The sequence below is a fragment of the Asticcacaulis biprosthecium C19 genome (assembly GCF_000204015.1).
Taxonomy (GTDB): domain Bacteria; phylum Pseudomonadota; class Alphaproteobacteria; order Caulobacterales; family Caulobacteraceae; genus Asticcacaulis; species Asticcacaulis biprosthecius.
This window is the reverse complement of sequence record NZ_GL883080.1, coordinates 244,569-247,636: the sequence shown is the minus strand read 5'-3', so window position 1 is coordinate 247,636 and position 3,068 is coordinate 244,569. Positions and strand designations below refer to the sequence as shown.

General features: G+C 52.9%; 1 tRNA gene and 2 rRNA genes (1 of these 3 only partly in view). All 3 read right to left on the bottom strand.

Annotated elements, in window-relative coordinates:
• Nucleotides 1–50: 50 nt before the first annotated feature.
• A tRNA-Met gene (locus tag ABI_RS19670) sits at nucleotides 51–127 on the bottom strand.
• 87 nt (nucleotides 128–214) lie between these two features.
• A 5S ribosomal RNA gene (gene rrf, locus ABI_RS19665) occupies nucleotides 215–329 on the bottom strand.
• A gap of 125 nt (nucleotides 330–454) precedes the next feature.
• Nucleotides 455–3,068 (bottom strand): 23S ribosomal RNA (locus ABI_RS19660) (it continues 231 nt past the right edge of the window).

Here is a 3,068-nt window from a genome sequence, read left to right as displayed (position 1 = left end):
TTGACAACAAAAAACCCCGGGGTTTTACACCGGGGTTAGTTTTGATGACTTGGTTGCGGGAGCAGGATTTGAACCTACGACCTTCAGGTTATGAGCCTGACGAGCTACCGGGCTGCTCCATCCCGCGCCAAGATGGTAAAAGGACCGGATGGCAGTTACGCGATCCGGTCCTTAAAGCTTGTATATGAAGGGTTTTAGCAACTGCTTTTGGTAGACCTGGCGACGACCTACTCTCCCGCGACTTAAGACGAAGTACCATCGGCCCAGGAAGGCTTAACGACCGAGTTCGGAATGGGATCGGGTGGGGACCTTCCGGCATAGCCACCAGGTCAACCAAAAGCAGTTGCTGTAATTGAGAAGACATTTTCTGACGCGCTACCGCTACGCTACTTGAGCGCAGGGTGCACTATCCCGACTTATATGTGTTTGCATGTTGCATGCGTTGTGTTGAGGAACGATCAAGCCGATCGGATTATTAGTACCGGTTAGCTTCACTCCTCACGGAGCTTCCACACCCGGCCTATCAACGTGGTAGTCTTCCACGATCCTCAGCGAGACCTTGTTTTGAGGTGGGTTTCCCGCTTAGATGCTTTCAGCGGTTATCCCGTCCATACTTAGCTACCCTGCTGCGCGGCTGGCGCCACGACAGGTCCACCAGAGGTATGTCCATCCCGGTCCTCTCGTACTAGGGACAGATCCTCTCAAGTCTCGAACACCCACGGCAGATAGGGACCAAACTGTCTCACGACGTTCTGAACCCAGCTCACGTACCTCTTTAAATGGCGAACAGCCATACCCTTGGGACCTGCTCCAGCCCCAGGATGAGATGAGCCGACATCGAGGTGCCAAACTTTGCCGTCGATATGGACTCTTGGGCAAAATCAGCCTGTTATCCCTAGAGTACCTTTTATCCGTTGAGCGATGGCCCGTCCACGAAGGACCACCGGATCACTATGGCCGACTTTCGTCTCTGCTCGACTTGTCAGTCTCGCAGTCAGGCGGGCTTATGCCATTGCACTCGTCGAGCGATTTCCGACCGCTCTGAGCCCACCATCGCGCGCCTCCGTTACACTTTGGGAGGCGACCGCCCCAGTCAAACTACCCACCACGCCATGTCCCGGACCCGGATAACGGGCCGCGGTTAGACGTCAGCAACAATAAGGGTGGTATTTCAAGGATGGCTCCACGAGGACTGGCGCCCCCGCTTCATAGCCTCCCACCTATCCTACACATGTTGATGCTAACGCCAAGGCGAAGCTATAGTAAAGGTTCATAGGGTCTTTCCGTCTGACCGCGGGAACCCCGCATCTTCACGGGGAATTCAATTTCGCTGAGCCTATGCTGGAGACAGTGGGGAAGTCGTTACGCCATTCGTGCAGGTCGGAACTTACCCGACAAGGAATTTCGCTACCTTAGGACCGTTATAGTTACGGCCGCCGTTTACCGGGGCTTCAATTCGCAGCTTGCACCACTCCTTTTAACCTTCCGGCACCGGGCAGGCGTCAGACCCTATACGTCGCTTTACAGCTTCGCAGAGCCCTGTGTTTTTGATAAACAGTCGCTACCCCCTAGTTTGTGCCACTTGGATCCAGTTGCCTGGAGCAAGTCACGCTTATCCCGAAGTTACGCGTGTAATTTGCCGAGTTCCTTCAGCATAGTTCTCTCAAGCGCCTTGGTATACTCTACCTGACCACCTGTGTCGGTTTCGGGTACAGTCTCTGTGTGAGTTATTTCCAGGGACAACGCCCCTGCACAGACAATCCAATAAGTCCGTACAAGTTATGCCATCCGTCACTTCACACTGGCTCCGGAATATTTACCGGATTCCCATCGACTACGCCTTTCGGCCTCGCCTTAGGGGCTGGCTAACCCTGCGCAGATTAGCTTTACGCAGGAACCCTTGGTCTTTCGGCGAGAGTGTCTCTCACACTCTTTATCGCTACTCATGTCAGCATTCTCACTTCTGATACCTCCAGCCAACCTCACGGTTGACCTTCACAGGCTTACAGAACGCTCCGCTACCGCTCACTTACGTGAACCCATATCTTCGGCGCATGGCTTGAGCCCCGTTACATTTTCCGCGCAGGATCGCTTGATCAGTGAGCTGTTACGCTTTCTTTAAAGGATGGCTGCTTCTAAGCCAACCTCCTGATTGTCAAAGCAATCCCACATCGTTTCCCACTTAGCCATAACTTGGGGGCCTTAGATGATGGTTAGGGTTGTTTCCCTTTTCACGACGGACGTTAGCACCCGCCGTGTGTCTGCCGGATAGTTCTCCTGGGTATTCGGAGTTTGGTTAGAATTGGTACAGCTCGCGCCGCCCGCATCCATCCAGTGCTCTACCCCCCAGGGAATACATCCGACGCACTACCTAAATAGTTTTCGCGGAGAACCAGCTATGTCCAGGTTTGATTGGCCTTTCACCCCTATCCACAAGTCATCCGAATCTTTTTCAACAGATATCGGTTCGGACCTCCAGTAAGTGTTACCTTACCTTCATCCTGCTCATGGATAGATCACCTGGTTTCGGGTCGTCATGCGACGAACTTAACGCTCTATTCAAACTCGCTTTCGCTACGCCTACACCTAACGGCTTAAGCTTGCTCGGCACATGAAGTCGCTGACCCATTATACAAAAGGTACGCCGTCACCACGCTTGGTGGCTCCGACTGCTTGTAGGCTTCCGATTTCAGGATCTGTTTCACTCCCCTTGTCGGGGTGCTTTTCACCTTTCCCTCACGGTACTTGTTCACTATCGGTCGTAGAGGAGTACTTAGGCTTGGAGGGTGGTCCCCCCGTGTTCAGACAGGATTGCACGTGTCCCGCCCTACTCGAGTCTCTTGCTATTTAACGTCTACGGGACTGTCACCCGCTATGGTCAGCCTTTCCAAGCTGTTCGACTTTATTTCACAAGAGCACTGGCCTGGTTCCCGTTCGCTCGCCACTACTAGGGAAGTCTCGGTTGATGTCCTTTCCTACGGGTACTGAGATGTTTCAGTTCCCCGCGTTTGCTTAATAACCCTATGTATTCAGGTCATTATATCTTAAAACAACCAACCAATCTAAAG